The following is a 20,889-nucleotide window of genomic DNA, read 5'->3' on the forward strand; positions in this document are numbered from 1 at the left end:
TTTTTGAGAATTTGAATGGATGATAAATTATGGCCTTAACTAAAATACTTGCCGTTGATGACGAACCCTTTAACCTTGAAATTATTGAGGAAATTTTAGAGGAGCTTGATTTTGAATTACAAGTAGCAACAAGTGGTCCTGAGTGTTTAAACATGGTTGAAGGCTATATGCCTCAGGTTATATTGCTCGACGTAAGTATGCCGCAAATGAACGGCTATGAAGTATGTAAGGCACTTAAAGCAAACCCAAATACAGCACACATTATTGTTATGTTTGTGTCTGCTCGTGGCACAGTTGAAGAGCGCATGGAAGGCTACTCGGTTGGTGCAGAAGACTATATTGTAAAACCCTTTGGCCATGATGAACTTAAGTCAAAGCTTAAAAATTTAAACCAAGTACTTGTTGAAAAACAAAGCCTTGAAAAGCAAGTTGAAGATGCTACATCAACTGCATTTAATGCCATGGCTAACAGCAGTGAAATGGGGCAGATAGTTAACTACGTTGAAAACATAGGCTTTATTAATGACCCTCAAGAGCTAGGTAAAGCGCTTATAGATTGCCTACAATCTTTTGATTTGCAAAGTAATGTTGAGTTTAGAGAGAACGATGAAATTAGTCACTTTGCATTAAGTGGCGTGTGTTCACCTATTGTGGTGGAGCTATTTGAAATGCTTAAAAACAAAGGGCGTTTACATGAATTTTCGCATCGAATTTTAGTTAACTATGAATTGATTAGCTTACTTATTTTAAATATGCCTGATCACGATCCAGATAAGCACGGGCGTATACGCGACCACGTATGTTTTATTGTCAGTGTTACCGAGCAGCAGCTACGCGCCATCATGACTAAGAAAATGCTTGAATCACAACAAGCAAAACTTAATGCCGTAGCAAGTACAGTTCACAGTAAGTTTCATGGCTTAATTAGCTTATTGAATGACAACCGTCAAAACAACGAAAAAGTGTTTAAACAGTTACAAGAAGAGCTCGAAGAACGTATCCCATCAATGGGATTAGATGAAGATCAGGAAGTGTTTATTTATAAAAAAGTAGATGAAACTATCCAAAACTCAGTGGCCAGAGAGGAGTCTGTTAAACAGGTAAAAGCAGCTTTTGCTGAAATTGAGCAAGACCTGTCATTGCTTTTAAAGAGCTAAATATACTTAATCAAATAATGTTACTTTAAGGCTTACTCCAACTGCATTATGCATCTCTGGGTAAGCCTTTTTCTACGATTCTGATTAACCTAGCCGTTTTACGAATTTGTAATCGTTGTTTATCGTTTTGTTGAGCAAGCGCCCATTCAATATGTTCTAAAACAAGCTCGCTGCATATTTGGCTTTTATCTTGTAAGGCATGAATAATAGCCGGGCTAAACTCTGCATTACCTAAACCGACCGCTATATTACGTAACCAACGTTCGTGACCTATGCGGCGAATAGGGCTGCCTTCGGTATTTTTTAAAAATGTAGGCTCATCCCAAGCAAATAGCTCAAGTAAATCTTTATTTTTTAATTGAGTACGAGGATGAAAGTCATTTTCATCCGTTATTTGTCCATAACGATTCCAAGGGCATACCAACTGGCAATCATCACAACCATATATACGGTTGCCTAATAAAGTTCGGTATTGTTCGGGTATGGGTCCTTGGTGTTCTATCGTTAAGTACGATATGCATTTACGTGCATCAACGACGTAAGGCTCTACAATTGCACCTGTTGGGCAAAGAGTAATACAAGCAACACATTTACCGCAGCCTTCAAACGTATTCTCTGCATCTATTGGTAGGGGTAAATCAATAAATAGCTCGCCTAAAAAAAACCACGATCCTGCTTCTTGATTAATTAATAACGAATGCTTACCACGCCACCCTAAACCGGCTTTTTCGGCAAGTTGACGCTCAAGTACCGGGGCTGAATCTACAAAGGGCCTAAAGCCATATTCGCCAATTTCTTGCTCTATTTTTTGGCCAAGTTTTTTTAAACGATTACGCATTAATTTATGGTAATCACGACCCAGTGCATAACGACTTATGTATGCTTTTTCTTTATTTTTTAAGGTTTTTGCAAAGCCAGCATCGGGAGGGAGATAATTCATTTTTACGGATATAACACGCTGTGTACCAGGTACTAATTCAGCAGGGCGAGCGCGTTTCATACCGTGAGCAGCCATATAATCCATCGAGCCGTGGTAGCCAGCATCAAGCCAGCGTTGCAATTGGGCTTCGTGCTTAGATAGGTCAATATCAGTAATACCTACTTCGCTAAAACCAAGCTCTTGCCCCCAGGTTTTTATTTGTAGGGCTAATTTTTCATAGTCTGGGGTAGGGTTGCTCACACACTTCACACACTTAAATTAATAGCTGCGTAATTTACCATATTTCTCTGAGCCCGAAAACGCTTCTTAGCGCACGAAGCGCTTTAACTGTTGTTGGGTCTGTAAGCTTAACTGTTGAGATTGCTCGCTATCGGCTAATGCCGTATCTATTTGCTGTTTAGCTTGCTCACCTAAAGCTACTATTTGCTCTACCGATTGGTGAGTATTAGTTTGAGTGCCCTCAAGCATATGTACAGCACTGGCTATTTGTTGGAGTTGCTGTTGGTTGTGCTCAAACTCACTAAGCATTTTTGTAAAACCCTCACAGGTTGCACTAATTGAGCTTTGTGCATTATTGGAGTGAGTCATTAATTGCTCTGACTCTTTATTTGTTTCATTTACTAGCTCATTCATTTGAGTAATAAAGTCGCTTATTTGCCTAGTTGCGCCACTTACCTTTATTGAAAGTGTGCGTACTTCGTCTGCAACTACGGCAAACCCTCTGCCAGCTTCACCCGCTCTAGCTGCTTCTATTGCGGCGTTAAGGGCTAACAAATTAGTTTGATCAGAAAACTCTTCAACCATTTTTAAAATACTACGAATGTTTTCACTGTTCTCTTTCAGTCCCGCAATTGTATTTGAAAAGCTACCTAGCATATTAGTAATAAGTTTAACCTGCTTTACTAAAGCAGCGAGCTCTGATGCAGATAGTTTTACAAAGTTAAGGTGTTCATTATTAACGTTATGCACGCTATCTGTATTATTTACTATGTTTTGTAAGCTTTGGGTTATTTGCATACTGGCATTAATAATACTGTGGCTTAACTGTATTTGTTGCTCACTTGATTGCTCAGTATTTTTCATCGATTCAGTGACTTGTATATTACTGTGTGCACTAGCTTGAGCACTGTTATATGTTGTGCTGAGTAACTCACTTAAATGGGCAGTAAATATATTATATTGTGTACTTAAATCTTTAAATTCGTCATACGAAAAGTGAGGAAGTTTTGCTGCTAAATTTGCATCTTGTTGGTTTATTTTTATCAAAGTATCGCGCATAGCGGTAACAGGGCGAACAATTAAAAAACGCATATAAAAAAGAGTAAAAATAAAACCAGATATAATAACAAGCGTAAGCAGCCAAAATAGCCCTGTACTTTGCTGTTGTTCGCTTAAACTCTGATGCAGCCAAAATAACGTAATTGCTTGGAATAATAATACAAAACTTAAATTACCGATTATTTTACGCGTTAACGTAAAAAAGAATGTTTGCTCTATATAGTTATAAATTTTCATAAAACTACTCATTATGCTTAAGCCCTACGATTCTTATTTTAGTTAGGGAGGTGTAAGTTAGCTTTTTTGTAACGATAACAAGTAAGCTTTGGTTCGCGCTGGGTAATTTGTAAAAATTCCGTCTATGCCATACTCAAGCATTAGCGCTATATCTTGTTCTCTATCGACCGTATAAGCATAAATCTTTAAGCCTCTTTTTTTTGCATCATCGGCAAAAGCCTTATTTATAAAGGTTTTATCTGCATGTACGCTATAAGCATTTAAATCACTTGCAAACTTTGCATAGTTAATTGGAATAGAAGAAGTAAGGGCGCCTATTTTAAGCCATGGTAGCTTGCTTTTAAGCCACTGTAGTTGATGATGATCAAACGATGATACTAAAATATTCGCTTTCGATATTTTGTTAACTTCAATGTTTTGTTCTAGTTGAGACACAAACCTTTCTAGTTCAAACGTATGTTTAAGCTCAATATTTAATAAAGATTTATTATTATTCCAATCAAACAACTGCTGAAGAGTGGGAATTTTTTCACCATTTCCAGCATCAAGTTTAGAGAGTTCATGTGCCGTAAAGTTACTCACCCTACCTTTACCGCTGGTGGTTCTATCGAGCCATGAGTCGTGTATTAACATGTAATCATCGATGGAACTTTGAATATCTACTTCAATACCATCAACACCTACTTTTAACGCTTCTAAAATAGCGCTTTTGGTGTTTTCAGGAAAATCCCCACTGGCACCACGGTGTGCAAATACTTTCATTGTCGAGCCTTTTTAGTGATTGACCACGTTTCAAAACAAGCGGCACTAACAATAAGTGCTCCACCAACTAACGTCATAACAGTAGGACGTTCATGAATAATTACTATAGCCAGTATGGTGCCATAAAGTGGTTGTAAGCAAGAAATTAACCCCGCAGTTGCCGCTGATAAATGCTTTAAACTTGCTGCAAATAATGAATGAGGTGTAGCCGTAAAAATAACACCTGCTATGGCAATTAAAATTAGGTCGTGATTACTAACCTCATATACCGGCACTTCTATAAATGCGCACAGCATAATGCTTGCCACTAAGGTTTGATAAAACATAGTTTGCGGGCCACCATATTGGCTAAAGTAGCGCTTATGGGTAATGTTTCTGATTGAAAAAAACAATGCCGATATAACACCTGTTATTACACCTAAGGTTACATCGTCGCCTAAGTTTGCACTTGGTACTAATAAGTAAATACCTAAAACAACCACCGCTGCACTTATTATATCTTTTGCTTTTGGCCTGCTTTTATTAAATAAGGGTTCTAAAAACACCGTCATTACGGGATAGCTAAAAAATGCCAGCATTCCAATAGTTATACCGGCCATTTGCATACCAGCAAAATAGGTAACCCAGTGAATACCCACCGCAACACCTAAAAATAATGCAATAAGGTAGTCTTTAGGCTTGTTTAGTTTAATTTGTTTTTTTTGAAAATACAGCATGGCTAAAATAGCCATTCCTGCAATTGCTGTTCTGTAAACGGTAATATCTAAAGCATTTAAACCAAGAAGCTTGGCAAATAGAGCGGTTCCGCCAAAAAGTAATACCGCTATGTGCAAATAAATTAAACTTTGCTGCTGAGATTGCATTTAGTTTCCTTGTTGTACTTTTTGAACATATTAACATTGCTTAAAAATTCTTAAGATGAATTTTTTTATCGCATGACAAATGTCATAAAAGTTGATGACACTTCACACTCTTATTATTTTTGTACGCTGGCATAGTTACCTTACTCAACAGGGGATAATTATGAATTCTTTAATTTTAATCAGCTTAACTATTAATGAAGTGCTAGAGGCGTTAAGTTTTACGATTACGTACGCAGATTGCTTTATGCTGGCATGCATTTTTATGTTATTTATATTTATTAATAAAAATAGTCCTATAAGTAAAAATAATATGCCTGAGGTATTAGTATGAGCTCGCTTAACTCCTTTTCTCAACAAAGTGATAAAGGTTTTTGGAAATATGGGCATTTAATTTTTACAGGCTTTTATTTACTCCCACTAATAATTAATTTTGCGAGCTTTACTGCTAACCAAATAACGATGTCTTTAGCCTTTTATGTTGCTTTTATTCTTTTATATGTAAAAGCAATAAACTGCAAAAGTGCAGGGGTGACCAAGTTGTTTGTAGCCATGCTATTAATTTGTTTTTGCGCCACTTTTTACACCACAGGTACTCCTACTTTATTTGGCTTTGCAGCCTACGTAGCAGGCTATGCATACAGTTACCATCAAAGAATTTATGCTGCACTCGCGATTATATCTACGGTTTTATTAAGCGCATATATTGGTGATATAGGGAAGGTTCAATACTTTTTAGCCGTTGCTTTGATTTTATGTGCAGCCTTATTTAGTTACGGTATTGCAGCTAAAAGAGAGAGCCTGTACAAAAAACGTGAGCAAGAAAGCGCTAACCAATTAGAGCAATTAGCAGCAATTGCTGAGCGTGAACGGATAGCCCGCGACTTGCATGATATTTTAGGCCATTCACTGTCATCAATTGCTTTAAAAGCTGAGCTTGCAAATAAATTAAACCAAGGTGAGCGTTACGCTCAAGCAAATAACGAAATTGCACAAGTGGCCGATCTGGCAAGGCAGTTACTTAGTGATGTAAGAAGCGCCGTTAGTGATTTAAAACAGCTTAACCTTGTTAGCCAAGTAGCACAGTTAAAACAAAGATTAATAGAACAAGACTTTAACGTTTCATTTAATGTGGTTTTAAATACTCTACCCGCTAAAGTAGAGGGCATCGCCGGCCTTATAATTAAAGAAGCCGTTACCAACTTGCTACGCCATAGCAGCACAAAAAATTGCGAAATAAATATAGAACAAACAGCGCTGCAACTACTCATCACCGTTATTGATCGTGCACCGTGCTCCACATTAAATTCGGGCAATGGCCTAAATGGTATTAAAGAGCGAGCAGAGCAACTCAATGGCAGTGCAACATTTACCTGTGGCGATATTTTTACTTTAAATGTAATGCTACCAATTTCAGCTAAGGATTTACAATGATCAGAGTGTATTTAGTGGAAGATCAAGCGCTTGTGCGCGACGCAGTAGCAGCATTGTTAGGACTCGATTTTAATATTGAGATTATTGGGCAAGCAAGTAATGGGCAAGATGCACTTAATGCAATTGAGGCGCTTGATAGTGATTTACATCCCGATATAATTTTAACCGATATAGAAATGCCAACCATGAATGGTATAGAGCTGAGTGAAAAAATAGCCGCTAAGTTCCCCGCTATAAAAATGGTTATTATGACCACATTTTCTCGTGCGGGTTATATTAGGCGAGCGCTTACGGCAGGTGTTAAAGGTTTTATTTTAAAAGAAGCACCCAGTGAAGAGCTAATAAATGCGCTTAAAAAAGTAATGCAGGGGCAAAAAGTAATTGACCCAGAGCTTGCTATTAATGCACTAGACGACTCCGACCCGCTTACCGATAAAGAGCGAAAAGCGCTTAAACTTGCAAGCGACGGCCTTAAAACAAGCGACATAGCCAAGCAGTTATTTATAAGCGAAGGTACTACACGTAATTATTTATCAGACGCTATTGCTAAGTTAAACGCCACTAACCGTATAGATGCTGCACGTATAGCTAAACAAAAAGGATGGCTTTAAATAGTGGGTTTATAAATTATAAGCAAAGTATTACTTATAAAAGTAACGAACAGCGCTTAAAATTAGCTTAAAATTAGCTTAAAATTAGCTTAAAATTAGCTTAAAAAGCGTTAAAAGAGGGTTTAATGGCAAATTTAATAGAACTAATAACTAAAAATAGTACTGCAATACTCACTATGAATACCGCTGAAAACCGTCACAACCCAGCATTTTTGGCTGAGTTTAATTTACATCTTGACCATATTGAAGCAGATCAAAACATTAAGTCAGTTATTTTAACGTCTGCGAGTGACAAAAACTGGTCATTGGGCATCGACCTTCAATGGATGTCCAATCCAAGTATTTTACCAGCAGCTATTTCTGACTTTATGATTCAAATAAGTGACTTGTTTAAGCGCATAGTTACTTTTCCTATGCCTATTATTGCTGCGTTAAACGGGCATACCTATGGCAATGGTTCGGTGCTTGCGTGTGCGTGCGATTTTAGATTTATGAAGTCAGATAAAGGCTTCTTTTGTTTTCCTGAAGTGGATGTAATGGTGCCGTTTGTACCGTCGATGTTTCCTATAATTAATAAAGCTATTTCGCAAACATTCTTTAATCGTTTAGCTATGTCAGGAGAGCGTGTTGGTGCACAGCAGTTGCTAGACAATAAAGTGGTTGAAGCTGTGTTTGCAAATAACGATGAACTACAAGCAGGTGTACTTGAGTTTGCCCAGCAGTTTAATAAAAACCGCTGGATTTACGCTCAAAATAAATCACAAATGAATAAGCAAATTTTGCTTACAATGAAAGAAGAAGACCCAAGCTTTATTGATAATATAAGCAAACTGCTCTGGAAAAATCTACAAAAAAAATAGTATAAGTCTTAGTATTGCTACTAGATGAAAACACTTTGCAGTTAAGGGGTCGTTAAGCCCCATTGCGCTAGATTTTTAAACTATACAGCAAGATAAACAGCAAGGTAAAAGTGCTTTCTTAAAAGTTTAATCGCTTTTACCTGTCTCATTATAACTATATGGGTTAAAATACCTACATAACCAACTAACAAGATAGTGAATGTCAAACCAAGATCCAAATCTCAGTCGAGAACAAGAAAAGTACGAAAACCCAGTCCCTAGTCGTGAGTTTATACTTACTCACCTTCAAGAGCGTTCAAAACCTGCTAACTACGCGCAATTATGTGAAGAACTAGCAGTAAACGATGACGAACGCCAAATAGCATTTAAACGCCGCCTTCGCGCTATGGAGCGTGACGGACAGCTGTATTTTAATAAATTTAAATGCTATGCCCTAATTGACGAAGCCGGTTTAACCAAAGGCAAAGTAATAGGCCACAGAGACGGTTTTGGCTTTTTAGAAGTTGAAGGCGAGAGTAAAGATTGGTTTATTGCTAAGCACCAAATGAATATGGTGTTACATGGCGACATTGTACTAGCTAAAGGCACTAAACGTGGCTCTGGCTCAAAATGCGATGCACGTATTATAAAAGTGCTTACTAACGAGCGCGCGCCAATTGTTGGCCGTTACTTTGTAGAGCATGGTGTTGCCGTTGTGGTAGCTGAAGACCCGCGCATAACGCAAGATATAATGATTTTACCAGGCAACGAAAACGGTGCCCGCCATAACCAAATGGTGCAGGTTAAAATTACTCAAAATCCAAGCCGTAACATGAACGCGGTAGGTAAAATTATTGATGTACTTGGTGAGCATTTAGCCCCAGGTATGGAAATCGAAGTCGCACTGCGCAATCACGATATTCCACATGTATGGCCAGAAGAAGTTGAAGCACAAGTTGCTCACCTAGGTGAGTTTGTTGAAGACGCTGACAAACAAGGCCGCGTAGATTTACGTGACTTACCACTTGTAACTATTGATGGCGAAGACGCTCGCGACTTTGATGACGCCGTATACTGTGAACCTAAAAAATCGGGTGGCTGGCGCTTATGGGTTGCCATTGCCGATGTATCGCATTACGTAGGAATGAACACGCCGCTTAACAAAGAAGCAATTTTGCGTGGTAACTCAGTGTATTTTCCTGAGCAAGTAATTCCGATGCTACCAAAAGTGCTTTCTAACGGATTATGTTCGCTTAATCCAAAAGTAGATCGCTTATGTATGGTTGCCGAAATGACCGTATCGAGCTCGGGTAAACTTTCGGGCTATAAGTTTTACGAAGCGATAATGAACTCGCATGCACGTTTAACTTACACCAAAGTAAATGCCATTTTACAAAACGACGAAAAACTACGCGAAGAATACTCAGCCGTAGTGCCACATTTAACTGACTTACAGCAAATGTATATGGCACTTAAAGCAGCACGCCAAGACCGTGGTGCCATTGAGTTTGAAACCCTAGAAACACGTTTTGTATTTAACGCTCAGCGTAAAATAGAATCAATAGTGCCTGTTATTCGTAACGATGCGCACAAACTAATTGAAGAATGTATGATTTTAGCCAACGTATCGGCGGCTAAAATTCTTGAAAAGCACGAAGCAAGCGCTCTTTATCGTGTGCATGACGAACCAGACAGCGAAAAGCTAGGTAACTTTACTAAGTTTTTAGGCGAGTTAGGTATTCAAAGCACATTAAGCGACGAGCCAACGCCAAAAGAAATAACTCAAGTATTAGCGCGACTAGGTGACCGCCCAGAAGCCGAACTTATTCAAACTATGCTACTGCGTTCAATGAAACAAGCTGTATATCAGCCAGATAACATTGGTCACTTTGGTTTAGCGTTATCGGCTTACGCGCACTTTACATCGCCAATACGTCGTTACCCAGATTTAGTAGTACATCGTGCTATTAAAGCAGTTATAAAAGCACAAGGTCAGCAAACGTCTGGCGAATACGCTTATACCGACGACGAAGTTGATCAACTAGGTGAGCAGTGTTCTACCACAGAGCGCCGCGCTGACGATGCAACTCGCGAAGTAGCCGATTGGCTTAAATGTGAGTTTATGCAAGATCATGTAGGCACTGAATTTAACGGTGTTATTTCATCGGTCACTAACTTTGGTTTGTTTATTCGTTTAGACGATTTACAAATTGATGGGCTTGTTCACGTTACTAATTTAGGCGACGAGTTTTTTGCGCATGATGCAGCAAAACACACCCTAATAGGTGAGCACTCTCACAAAGTTTATCGCCTTGGCGATAAAGTAACAGTAAAAGTTGCGTCGGTTAGTTTAGACGATCGCCGTATCAACTTAACGCTTAAAGGCGATGTTGCACAAGACAGATACTCACGTCGTCGTGCGCCAAAAAAAGGTTCAGGTAAATCTGAGCATGCGCCAGCAAGTGTGCGTTCGCAATTAAAAGCAGGCAAAGTACCGGGTAAAAAGTCGCACAGTGATGACAAACCAAAAGGTAAAAAAAAGCCAGCAAATAAAGATAAAGGCAAGCCTGCAAATAAGTCTGCAACTAAACCCGCAGATAAAAAAGCAGCAGACACTGCCGTAAAGAAAAAGCCGAAGAAGAAGGCAGTTAAAAAGCCTAAAAGAGCTGGCAAAAATGCCCGTAAAAGTACTAGCCCAGGAGCAGATAATACGTGAGTAATGAATTAATTTTTGGCTTTCACTCTGTTGAAGCAATTTTAGAAAGCGAGCCAGAGCGCTTTGTAGAAATTTACGCCCTTAAAGGTCGTGACGACAAACGCTCAACTCCGATTATTGATGAAGCACGTAAGTTTGGTATTTCAGTACAGTTTATGCAGCGTAAAGCCCTTGATAGCAAATCAAAGGGTGAGCAGCATCAAGGTATTATTGCCAACGTAAAAGCAGCGCCAACGTTTAACGAAAAAGATCTTGATGCAATAATCGCTCGTGAAGACACACCGTTTTTACTTGTACTTGATGGTATTACCGATCCGCATAACTTAGGCGCATGTCTACGTAGTGCAGACGCTGCAGGTGTTCACGCTATAATTGTACCTAAAGATCGCTCTGCCAAGCTTAACGGCACAGCACGTAAAGTTGCTTGTGGCGCAGCCGAAACAGTACCGCTTATTCAAGTGACTAACCTTGCACGTACGCTTCGCGAAATTAAAGATGCAGGCGTATGGGTTGTAGGTACTGCTGGTGAAACTGATAACCACGTATTTGATGCAAGCTTAACAGGCCCAATGGCTATTGTTATGGGCGCAGAAGGCGAGGGCATGCGACGCTTAACGCGTGAGCATTGCGATATGCTCGTTAAAATCCCAATGGCGGGTACTGTTTCAAGCTTAAACGTATCGGTAGCCACCGGTATTTGTTTGTTTGAAGTATTACGCCAACGTAACGCAAATAACTAATATATAAAACGATAAGTTTTATGTATTAAAAAGCCGAGATTGAAATTCAATCTCGGCTTTTTTGTATCTGTAACTTACGCTTTTAACTTTGCACCAATTGTACTGAATTGATGCTCTATCATAGCGATAGGAAAATAACCCTATAGCAAGGCAAAAATAACGAAATATAGTTGTTCTTATATGAGTTATTTTTAACGCAGCTAGTGAACCATTTCTCCTATACAAAGCGCAGGTAAACGGTTTAATAACAAGGCAATAATTTAGATGTGTAGTGTTCTTACATAAAAAATTATTAACGCTGTTAGTGAACCATTTATCCTATACAAAGCGCAGGTAAATGGTTTAATAACAAGGCAATAATTTAGATGTGTAGTGCTTTTACATAAAAAATTATTAACGCTGTTAGTGAACCATTTATCCTATACAAAGCGCAGGTAAACGGTTTAATAACAAGGCAATCATTTAGATGTGTAGTGTTCTTACATAAAAAATTATTAACGCTGTTAGTGAACCGTTTAACCAGCTTTAAGCTTAAAAGCTATAAGTGTAGCCCATCTGTACTGTACGCGGCTTACCTGGTTGAATGCCACCGTTTGAACGGTTAGCAACGTATGTTTTATCAAACAAGTTATCAACGCTTAGGTATACTTTTTGATTCTCATCGATTAAGTATTTAGCAGCTAAATCCCATACTACGCGGCTATCAATTGCGTTTAAGCCCGACTGCGTTAAGTTAGCATGCGCATCAGATACGTAACGTATTTGGCTGTTAACTACAAACGCAGAAAACTCAGCACCTAACGATAACGCTACTTGGTTTTCTGGTACGTAAGGCATTGCATCACCTTTTTCTACCGTGCCCCAAATTTCTGAATCAAAATCGTTTTTAAACTCAGAGTCTGTGTAGGTATACGTTAATTTAACTGGGAACATAGCTGTATCAGTTGCAAACGTACGTGCTGCACTAAATTCAAAGCCCGCTACTTCTACTTCACCGTAGTTGTATTGGTCGCCAATGTTGTCGTCGCTACAACCAACCGCTGCAGTACAGTTACCGTGCATGTTGCTGTAGTCTGAGTAAAACGCAATTACTTCACCGCTAAAGCCATCCATATTAAAGCGAGAGCCAAACTCAATGTTTACACTTTCTTCTTCTTCTTGGTCAGCATTACCAGGTGCTGCTGGTGCATAACCTTTTTGAATGCCCGCAAGTAGCGTTACGTTTTCGTTAAGCGTGTAAGTAGCACCTAGTGACGGCACTAAAATTTCAGTGTCGTTCGACACATCTTTAGTTAAACCGTTGCTGCGTGTTGGATCTGATTTAGACCACTCTTCACGCGTAATAGTAATGTCTTCATAGCGAAGGCCTGCACTTACTACTAATGCATCAATTGTCCACTCGTCTTGAATAAACAATGTACTTGCTTCTGCGCTATCTACACGGTTGCTGTCAGAGCCCGGAACGCCTTGCTCTGTAAGCGTTAAGCTTAGGTCTTGATTAAGTGTATATGTGTCTTCCCATTGAAAACGATCCATTTCGTCTTCGTGGTAACGTACGCCAACAGTCACATAGTGATCGCCTGCAGGAATATGTAATTCAGACTGAATACCTTTAGCTTGGTAATCGCGGTTATTAGCTTTAATACCAATACCTTCAATACCTTCGCTTGTCGGGTTTGCTTCAAATTCACTGTATTGCTCAAGGTAGCTTTCGCTTACTTTGCTGGCTTTATACCAGTTACGATGAAAATCGTTTAAGTAAGCCGTAGCTAAAAATTCATAGCCATCACCAAAACGGTACGCGTAGTTAAGTTGGTATGCGTTATGGCGAGTATTCATTTCATCGTTTTGCGATGCAGCATAACGACGGTAAGGACTTTCTTGATAGTCTTCGTCAGTCAAGCCCATGTATGTTTCGTCTGATGTTTCGTCAGAGTACTTAATTTTTAGCTCAAGATTATGCGCATCGTTTTGACCAAACGTATGGCCAAACTTTAATAGTAAATCTGTTTTTTCAAAGCCGGTGTTATCATTACCTACTGGCAGCTCTTTAAAGCCGTCTGCGCCGTAAGTAAATACTTCAATTAAGCCTGCTGTGTTGTTTTTTTCTTTACCGAAGTAAGCGTGACCTTTGTAGTAACCATCACCACCAAGGGCAGCATCTACCATACCCTTTGAGCTATTTGGCTCAGTAGGTAAGCTGCGCGAAAGTAAGTTTAAAACACCGCCCGTAGTACGCGGGCCATACTTAACTGATGCCGCGCCTTTTAATACTTCAATAGACTCCATACGACCCGTAGTAGGGAAGTAGTAAGCAGAAGGTGCTGAATATGGTGCTGGTGCAACTAATACACCGTCTTCCATTACTGATATTTTATCGTTACGACCAGTACCTGTGCCGCGCATACCAATATTAGGACGAAGGCCGTAGCCGTCTTCTTCTTGCACGTAAACGCCCGGAACAGACGCTAAAACGCGAGAAATATCAGTAAATTTGAATTTTTGAAGTTCTTCATCAGAAATAAACGTAGCCGAACCAGGAATATCGTTAATTGCTTGTTCTGAGCCAATAACGGTAATTTGTTCAAAGCGTTGTTCTTTATTGCTGGTGTCTTTTGCTATTGCAGTAGCACTAAAAGACAAAGCAACCGCAGTTGCAAGGGTAGATACTAAAAACTTAGGGTTCATTGTGTTCCTAATCATGTCAATTATCTTAATTGGCGTAATTTGAACACGTTAACGAATACGAATCAATGTTATTAAGTATTTAATTATTCAGTTTAATAGAACTAAAAGCACCTACTTATGCAACTTTGTTAACTAAATTATTTCTTTTGTATTAGTTTGTAATTGCTTTACTCGTTATAAAGTTTTGATTAGCTATAACCTAAACGTAGCGCTATAAACTCCGCGAGTTTATCTACTGCATGATCAGATTCACCCGAACTTTTAATTAAACTAATACCAATATTACCAAGAGTGGGTAAATGTTTGGTTTGAACTTGATAGTTAAGCTCACTCGGTACTGTGCTTTTAGCAAGTACGGTAATACCTAAGCCTTCTTTTAATGCAGCAATAAGGCCGGTTAAATCGGCGTTGCTATATACAATTCGGTATTTTATGCCCGCACTTTTTAATGCATCAATTGCACGGCGACGATAAATACACCCCTCTGGTGCGGTAACTAGCGTAACCACGTCGTTTTGCGCAAGTGACAGGTCGCCCACCCACACCAGTTCGTCTTGCATAAAAATAGGAAACTTATCAGAGTTAAGTCGCTCATTGAGCGCAAGTACTAAATCGAACTGATCTTGCCTTGAGGCCGAAAGTAAATGTTTACTTAAACGCGATTTAACCTCTAACGATACCTCAGGGTAGAGCGCCACAAAGTCGCCAATAATTGAGGGTAAAATACGCGCTGCAAACTCGCTCGGAATACCCAAGCGCACTTTACCCGCGATATTTTCTGATGTGAACTGCTGCAAAATAGCATCGTTGTGTTGCATCATTTGTTTTGCCATAGGCAATAATAGCTCGCCGTACTGGTTTAATACTTGGCGCTGTCCTTGTTTTTTAAATAGTTTATAGCCAAGCACGTCTTCTAGGCGCTTTATTTGCAAACTAACAGCTGGTTGCGACAGGCCAAGTAAATCGCCGGCTTTAGCAAAACCACCTATTTCAACTACCATTACAAAAGTACGTAAAGCATCGGTTGATATGTTTTTCATATTTAAAATTACAATTTATATAGCTATATATATAAGTATTATTTATCAATTGATAAAAAATTACAATTTGTTGTTGGTAGGCGTGGGCAATATACTTTTATAATCGAAAATACACAGGTATTTGTTATGACTTTTAACCCAATAATGTTTGCCCGCCACAGCAACGCAAGTAGTGCGGTTACTAACGCTTTGCAAACTAACAACAATCACGTTGTAATGGATTTTAGCGGCACCGAAACCAGTGTATTTTTAAGTACCATTTTAGGCCTTGATTTAACAATGCTTAACGCCAGCGGTTTAGGCTTAAAAGGCACGCTTGATGGCGACTATAATTCTGACTACAGCTTTGCTGTTTATTACTTTAGCGAAACCGCCTTTAGATTCGTACTGCCACACAACGCAAGCCTTCAACTACAAGCACTTATAAACGAGCAACAACTACGTTTTGATATTGATTATGTAGTACGCACCGACCTAGCAAGCTTTATTTTAAGTGGCGACAATGCGTTTGATACTCTAGTTAATGCTTTTAAATTAACACCAGGTTTGCGCTTATCAAATGCGCAACTATGCTACGGTGCGCAAAGTGGTGATGTATTTATTACCGCCATTGATAAAAACGACGAACAACACTTTGTATTAGTCGCTAAACAACAAGAATTACAAAAATGGCAAAGCTACATGCAAGCGCAAGGTTTTGCACTTATGCATAGTGAAGCCGCATAACGAATACAAACAACAGGTGAACATAACAATGTTTACCTGTTTTTAATTGCGATTAAGCAATTAAAGTCTATTTAAGCCACGCCCTAAACAGGGTTAATTTAAACGTGAAGGAATGTTATGACTTCTAAAACTGTACTACATGCTAAGCACCTAGAAGCGGGCGCTAAAATGGTTGATTTTCATGGCTGGGAAATGCCAATCAACTACGGCTCACAAATAGAAGAACACAATAGCGTGCGTACCGACGCAGGTATGTTTGACGTATCACACATGACTATTGTTGATATTGAAGGGCCTCAAGCACAAGCATTTTTACGTAAGCTAGTAGCTAACGACGTTGCAAAATTAACCGTACCAGGTAAAGCGCTTTACACAGGCATGCTTAACGAGCAAGGCGGTGTAATAGACGACTTAATTATTTATTTCTTTAGCGAAACCTTTTACCGCCTAGTTGTTAACTCAGCAACGCGCGAAAAAGACCTAGCGCATTTAGCTAACGTATCGAGCGACTTTGACGTAACGGTTACAGAGCGCCCTGAGTTTGCAATGATTGCAGTACAAGGCCCTAACGCTAAAGCAAAAACAGCCACTCTTTTAAATGCTGAGCAACAAGCAGCTGTTGAAGGTATGAAGCCGTTTTTTGGTGTTCAAGTAGGTGATTTATTTATTGCCACAACGGGTTATACTGGCGAAGACGGTTACGAAATAGTAGTACCGAACGACCAAGCAGCCGATTTATGGCAACAACTGCTAGACGCAGGTGTTAAGCCTGCTGGTTTAGGTGCACGCGACACGCTACGTTTAGAAGCAGGTATGAACCTTTACGGCCTAGATATGGACGAAAGCGTATCACCACTTGCAGCTAACATGGCATGGACCATTGCATGGGAACCAGAGGATCGCGACTTTATTGGTCGTGACGTACTTGTTAAGCAACGCGCAGAAAAAAGCACTGACAAACTAGTTGGCTTAGTGTTTGAAGAAAAAGGCGTTTTGCGAAGCGGTTCTAAAGTAATTGTTGACGGTGGGATAGGTATTATTACATCAGGTACTTTTTCACCAACACTTGGTTTTAGTGTAGCCCTTGCACGTGTACCACGTTCAACAGGGGATACAGCTCAAGTAGAAATGCGTAAAAAATTAGTAAACGTTAAAGTAGTAAAGCCTAGCTTTGTACGTAACGGTAAATCAATAATTTAAATAATTTGGTTATACCAATCACAATAATTATTGTGATTGGTATCCTCCCAATATAAACCAAAGGACAAATAAAATGAGCAACATTCCTAGCGAGTTAAAATACGCACCTTCACACGAGTGGGTTCGTAACGAGGGCGACGGTACATTTACTGTTGGTATTTCTGAGCATGCACAAGAACTTCTTGGCGACATGGTATTTGTTGAATTACCAGAAGTTGGCGACGAAGTAGACGCTGGCGAAGACTGTGCAGTAGCAGAGTCAGTTAAAGCAGCATCAGACATTTACGCACCTATCAGTGGCGAAATTGTTGCTATTAACGAAGAGCTTGAAGACTCACCTGAAACAGTAAACAACGACGCTTACGGCGACGGTTGGTTATTCCGTATTAAAGCATCTGACGAGTCTGAGCTAGACAACTTATTAGACGCTGAAGGTTACTCGCACACTATCGACGAAGAATAATCATTTTTTGAAGATAACTAAAAGCCCCGTTTAATGTATAAAAATGGGGCTTTTATGATTTTACAGCGCACAACCCCATACTGAGTGGGCTGTTAAATCGTCAAATATTTTAATTAATGCTAGTTACCCATTAGCATTTAGGATCATAGGAATCTGGATTCATGTCAAACGCCAAATCTCTTGAAGAACTAGAGCAAAAGCAAGATTTTATTCGCCGCCATATTGGGCCAAGCCCAGCACAAGTAAGCGATATGCTAAGTGCTTTAGAAGTATCGAGTGTGCAAGAGCTCATTGACCAAACTGTACCGGCTAGCATTCGTCTAGAACAACCGCTAACAGTTGGCGAAAGCCGTACTGAAGTTGAAACACTAAGCTACCTAAAATCAGTAGCCAGCAAAAATAAAGTTTTCAAATCGTACATTGGCCAAGGCTACCACCCAACTAACGTACCGCACGTAATTTTACGTAACGTACTAGAAAATCCAGGTTGGTATACAGCGTACACACCGTATCAGCCAGAGATTGCTCAAGGGCGTTTAGAATCATTATTAAACTTCCAAACTATGACCCTAGATTTAACTGGTCTTGATTTAGCAAGTGCATCACTACTTGACGAATCAACAGCCGCTGCAGAGGCTATGGGCCTTGCAAAACGCGTATCAAAAGCTAAAAAAGCCAATGCCTTTTTTATTGCCGACGACGTACACACACAAACAATCGACGTAGTAACAACGCGTGCCGAGCAGTTTGGTTTTGAAATAATTGTAGGTAAAGCAGAAGATGCCGTAAATCACGACATTTTTGGCGCATTGTTCCAATACCCAACTACATCAGGCGAAGTGGTAGATATAACTGACCTAATTGCTGGCGTACAAAGCAAAAAGGCCATTGCCTGTGTTGCTGCCGACATAATGAGTTTATTACTATTAAAGGCACCGGGTAAATTAGGCGCAGACGTAGTTCTTGGTTCAGCTCAGCGTTTTGGCGTACCTATGGGTTACGGCGGCCCACATGCTGCATTTTTTGCAACACGTGACGCATACAAACGTTCATTACCAGGTCGTATTATTGGTGTATCTAAAGACCGTTTAGGTAACGACGCACTACGTATGGCAATGCAAACGCGCGAACAACACATTCGCCGCGATAAAGCCAACTCAAACATTTGTACAGCGCAAGTATTACTTGCCAACATGGCAGCGTTTTACGCGGTGTACCACGGCCCACAAGGCTTAAAAACTATCGCGCAGCGTATACATCGCTTTGCTGATATTTTAGCAAGTGGCCTAAAAGCTAAAGGCATCGCACTTAAGCACAGCACTTGGTTTGATACGCTAACAATTGCAGATGACAGTAAAGACGACGTAATAGCACGTGCAATTGCAAAAGGCGTAAACTTTGCAACAAACCACGAAGGCGAGTATTCAATTTCGGTATCAGAAACAACAACACGTGCAGATATCGCTGAGTTATTCGATATTATTTTAGGCGAAGGCCATGGCCTAAGTGTTGACGCTATTGCAGCCGACGTTGAAGCAAATGGCAGCGAGTCAATTCCTGCAAGTTTAGTACGTGATGACGAAGTACTAACGCATCCAAACTTTAACAGCTACCACAGCGAAACAGACATGCTTCGCTACATCAAGCGACTAGAAAGCAAAGACTTATCGCTTAATCACTCAATGATCTCGTTAGGCTCATGTACCATGAAACTAAACGCGACTGCTGAGATGATCCCAATTACGTGGCCTGAGTTTGCAAACCTTCACCCATTCTGCCCGCTGGATCAAGCAGAGGGTTACCAAATAATGATTGGCGAGTTACACGACTGGCTAGTAAACATTACCGGTTACGATGCAGTATCACTTCAGCCAAACTCTGGTGCACAAGGTGAATATGCAGGCTTAATCGCGATTCGTAAATATCACGAGTCACGCGGGGATGCACACCGCAATGTATGTTTAATCCCAAGCTCTGCGCACGGTACTAACCCTGCATCAGCGCAAATGGCGAGCATGAAAATTGTGGTAGTTAACTGCGACAAAAACGGTAACGTAGACATGGCCGATTTAAAAGCGAAAGCTGAAGAAGTGTCTGAAAGCTTATCGTGTATCATGATCACATACCCATCTACGCACGGCGTATACGAAGAAACGATTCGCGAAATTTGTGACATTATTCATGAGCACGGCGGCCAAGTTTACATGGACGGCGCAAACATGAACGCGCAAGTTGGCGTAACAAGCCCAGGCTTTATTGGCTCAGACGTATCGCACTTAAACTTGCATAAAACGTTTTGTATTCCACATGGTGGCGGTGGTCCAGGTGTTGGCCCAATTGGTGTTAAATCGCACCTTGCGCCGTTTATGCCAAACCACAGCGTAATTAACGTACCAGGTACTAACATCGGTAATGGTGCAGTATCGGCAGCGCCTTACGGCTCAGCCGCTATTTTACCTATTTCATGGGCTTACATCACCATGATGGGCAGCGAGGGCTTAAAACAAGCCACAGAAATGGCAATTGTTAATGCTAACTACTTAACGCATGAGCTAAGCAAACACTTCCCAATTTTATACCGTGGTCGTAACAACCGTGTTGCTCACGAATGTATTGTTGACTTACGCCCGCTTAAAGAGCTATCAGGCATTACTGAAATGGACGTAGCTAAGCGCTTGCAAGATTACGGCTTCCATTCACCAACTATGTCGTTCCCAGTTGCTGGCACATTAATGATTGAGCCAACTGAGTCTGAATCAAAAGGTGAGATTGACCGCTTTATCGAAGCAATGGTGTCAATTAAAGGCGAAATTGAAAAAGTAATCTCTGGCGAATGGTCAATCGAAAACAACCCGCTAGTGTTTGCACCGCATACACAAGGCGACGTGTTAGGTAACGAATGGGACCGCGCATACGACCGTTTTTACGCTGCATTCCCAGTGCCTGCAGTGGCTAAAAACAAGTTCTGGCCAACCGTTACACGTATTGATGACGTATACGGCGACCGTAACTTAGTATGTTCATGCCCAGCGGTAGAGACTTATCGCGATTAATTTTTGAAAAAATTCCATGGTAAGTAAGTCCCATTATAGTTTGGGAATTTATCAAAATTAAAAAAGCCGTTGCAGCAATGCAACGGCTTTTTTGTGTGTGGTGATTCGCCATTAATCATATGAACGTAGGTTGGGAAGAGTGAAA

Annotated in this window: 16 protein-coding genes; 10 read left to right on the forward strand and 6 right to left on the reverse strand. The window is 40.1% G+C overall.

Features of this window, described 5'->3' with window-relative positions; genetic code table 11:
* Positions 1 to 29 precede the first annotated feature (29 nt).
* On the forward strand, positions 30 to 1,157 hold the full coding sequence (locus I6E82_RS01595; RefSeq protein ID WP_197116506.1) for a response regulator: 1,128 nt from the start codon (positions 30 to 32) through the stop codon (positions 1,155 to 1,157).
* Between the two features lie 46 nt (positions 1,158 to 1,203).
* On the opposite strand, the gene queG is transcribed toward I6E82_RS01595, so the two are convergent.
* The 4 genes from queG to I6E82_RS01615 all read right to left on the reverse strand — a co-directional run bounded on the left by queG (position 1,204) and on the right by I6E82_RS01615 (position 5,237).
* Positions 1,204 to 2,337 (reverse strand): tRNA epoxyqueuosine(34) reductase QueG, encoded by a 1,134-nt coding sequence (queG, locus tag I6E82_RS01600; protein WP_007579922.1) that lies wholly within the window; start codon positions 2,335 to 2,337, stop codon positions 1,204 to 1,206.
* A gap of 66 nt (positions 2,338 to 2,403) precedes the next feature.
* Positions 2,404 to 3,624, reverse strand: a complete 1,221-nt coding sequence (locus tag I6E82_RS01605) for a methyl-accepting chemotaxis protein (RefSeq protein ID WP_007579924.1) — start codon at positions 3,622 to 3,624, stop codon at positions 2,404 to 2,406.
* A 45-nt stretch (positions 3,625 to 3,669) separates the two neighbouring features.
* On the reverse strand, positions 3,670 to 4,374 hold the full coding sequence (locus I6E82_RS01610) for a glycerophosphodiester phosphodiesterase (protein WP_197116508.1): 705 nt from the start codon (positions 4,372 to 4,374) through the stop codon (positions 3,670 to 3,672).
* Complete coding sequence (locus I6E82_RS01615) at positions 4,371 to 5,237, reverse strand: DMT family transporter (protein ID WP_197116509.1); 867 nt, start codon at positions 5,235 to 5,237, stop codon at positions 4,371 to 4,373. Before I6E82_RS01615 ends, I6E82_RS01610 begins: the two co-directional genes overlap by 4 nt.
* A gap of 327 nt (positions 5,238 to 5,564) precedes the next feature.
* Here I6E82_RS01615 and I6E82_RS01620 point away from each other — a divergent pair, with 327 nt between their 5' ends.
* From I6E82_RS01620 to rlmB, 5 genes are all read left to right on the forward strand, one after another.
* Positions 5,565 to 6,668 carry a sensor histidine kinase gene (locus tag I6E82_RS01620; RefSeq protein WP_165721125.1) on the forward strand — a complete coding sequence of 368 codons (1,104 nt, stop codon included), beginning with the start codon at positions 5,565 to 5,567 and terminating at the stop codon, positions 6,666 to 6,668.
* The gene (locus I6E82_RS01625) at positions 6,665 to 7,279 is read left to right on the forward strand and encodes a response regulator transcription factor (RefSeq protein WP_165721124.1); all 615 of its coding nucleotides are present in this window, start codon (positions 6,665 to 6,667) and stop codon (positions 7,277 to 7,279) included. Before I6E82_RS01620 ends, I6E82_RS01625 begins: the two co-directional genes overlap by 4 nt.
* A 125-nt stretch (positions 7,280 to 7,404) precedes the next feature.
* Positions 7,405 to 8,139, forward strand: coding sequence for an enoyl-CoA hydratase/isomerase family protein (locus tag I6E82_RS01630; RefSeq protein WP_197116511.1), 735 nt, complete (start codon positions 7,405 to 7,407; stop codon positions 8,137 to 8,139).
* Between the two features lie 199 nt (positions 8,140 to 8,338).
* Complete coding sequence (gene rnr, locus I6E82_RS01635; protein ID WP_197116513.1) at positions 8,339 to 10,834, forward strand: ribonuclease R; 2,496 nt, start codon at positions 8,339 to 8,341, stop codon at positions 10,832 to 10,834.
* On the forward strand, positions 10,831 to 11,574 hold the full coding sequence (gene rlmB / locus I6E82_RS01640) for a 23S rRNA (guanosine(2251)-2'-O)-methyltransferase RlmB (protein ID WP_007378377.1): 744 nt from the start codon (positions 10,831 to 10,833) through the stop codon (positions 11,572 to 11,574). The genes rnr and rlmB overlap by 4 nt, the downstream gene beginning before the upstream one ends.
* Before the next feature lie 531 nt (positions 11,575 to 12,105).
* Here the strand turns inward: rlmB and I6E82_RS01645 are convergent.
* Positions 12,106 to 14,262, reverse strand: coding sequence for a TonB-dependent receptor family protein (locus tag I6E82_RS01645; RefSeq protein WP_197116515.1), 2,157 nt, complete (start codon positions 14,260 to 14,262; stop codon positions 12,106 to 12,108).
* 188 nt (positions 14,263 to 14,450) lie between these two features.
* The gene (locus tag I6E82_RS01650; protein ID WP_197116517.1) at positions 14,451 to 15,302 is read right to left on the reverse strand and encodes a LysR family transcriptional regulator; all 852 of its coding nucleotides are present in this window, start codon (positions 15,300 to 15,302) and stop codon (positions 14,451 to 14,453) included.
* Positions 15,303 to 15,428: 126 nt separating this feature from the next.
* Here I6E82_RS01650 and I6E82_RS01655 point away from each other — a divergent pair, with 126 nt between their 5' ends.
* The 4 genes from I6E82_RS01655 (at position 15,429) to gcvP (ending at position 20,744) form a co-directional block, all read left to right on the forward strand.
* Complete coding sequence (locus I6E82_RS01655) at positions 15,429 to 16,028, forward strand: hypothetical protein (protein ID WP_197116519.1); 600 nt, start codon at positions 15,429 to 15,431, stop codon at positions 16,026 to 16,028.
* 117 nt (positions 16,029 to 16,145) lie between these two features.
* Positions 16,146 to 17,228, forward strand: a complete 1,083-nt coding sequence (gene gcvT / locus I6E82_RS01660; protein WP_121955113.1) for a glycine cleavage system aminomethyltransferase GcvT — start codon at positions 16,146 to 16,148, stop codon at positions 17,226 to 17,228.
* 73 nt (positions 17,229 to 17,301) lie between these two features.
* Positions 17,302 to 17,691 carry a glycine cleavage system protein GcvH gene (gene gcvH / locus I6E82_RS01665; RefSeq protein ID WP_002958029.1) on the forward strand — a complete coding sequence of 130 codons (390 nt, stop codon included), beginning with the start codon at positions 17,302 to 17,304 and terminating at the stop codon, positions 17,689 to 17,691.
* Positions 17,692 to 17,852: 161 nt separating this feature from the next.
* Positions 17,853 to 20,744 carry an aminomethyl-transferring glycine dehydrogenase gene (gene gcvP / locus I6E82_RS01670; protein WP_197116521.1) on the forward strand — a complete coding sequence of 964 codons (2,892 nt, stop codon included), beginning with the start codon at positions 17,853 to 17,855 and terminating at the stop codon, positions 20,742 to 20,744.
* Positions 20,745 to 20,889 lie beyond the last annotated feature (145 nt).

It is taken from the genome of Pseudoalteromonas sp. NZS11 (genome assembly GCF_015864765.1).
GTDB lineage: Bacteria > Pseudomonadota > Gammaproteobacteria > Enterobacterales > Alteromonadaceae > Pseudoalteromonas > Pseudoalteromonas arctica.